The 255-nt window shown below is 50.2% G+C and carries 1 protein-coding gene; it reads left to right on the top strand.

Features of this window, described 5'->3' with window-relative positions; genetic code table 11:
* A partial coding sequence (locus tag SB725_RS32485) for a hypothetical protein (RefSeq protein ID WP_410923612.1) occupies positions 1-255 on the top strand: 255 nt, incomplete at both ends.

The raw sequence follows: 255 nt of genomic DNA, 5'->3' as shown, positions 1-255 counted from the left end.
ATTACCAAGGCCGCGCCGTTATTGCCAACAGTCAGCTACGTATAGATCGCCTAGATGCTGATGTGCCAGCGGGACGTTTGGCGTTGCAAGGTATTTTAGATTGGAAAGACAGCTTTGAGGCCACGGTGCGTGCGACGGGTAGCAACTTTAATATTCGCCAAGCTATTCCGGATGAATATACTGACTTCAAAGCTTATGCCCCGCAAACCCTTAACGGTAGGCTGTCACTGCGTTATCAGCAGCAGAATGCTACCG

The sequence above is a fragment of the Pseudomonas sp. SIMBA_041 genome (assembly GCF_046535095.1).
In the GTDB taxonomy this organism is placed as follows: domain Bacteria; phylum Pseudomonadota; class Gammaproteobacteria; order Pseudomonadales; family Pseudomonadaceae; genus Aquipseudomonas; species Aquipseudomonas mucoides.
Note: the sequence above shows the minus strand (reverse complement) of the source record. Positions and strands in the feature narration are given on the sequence as shown.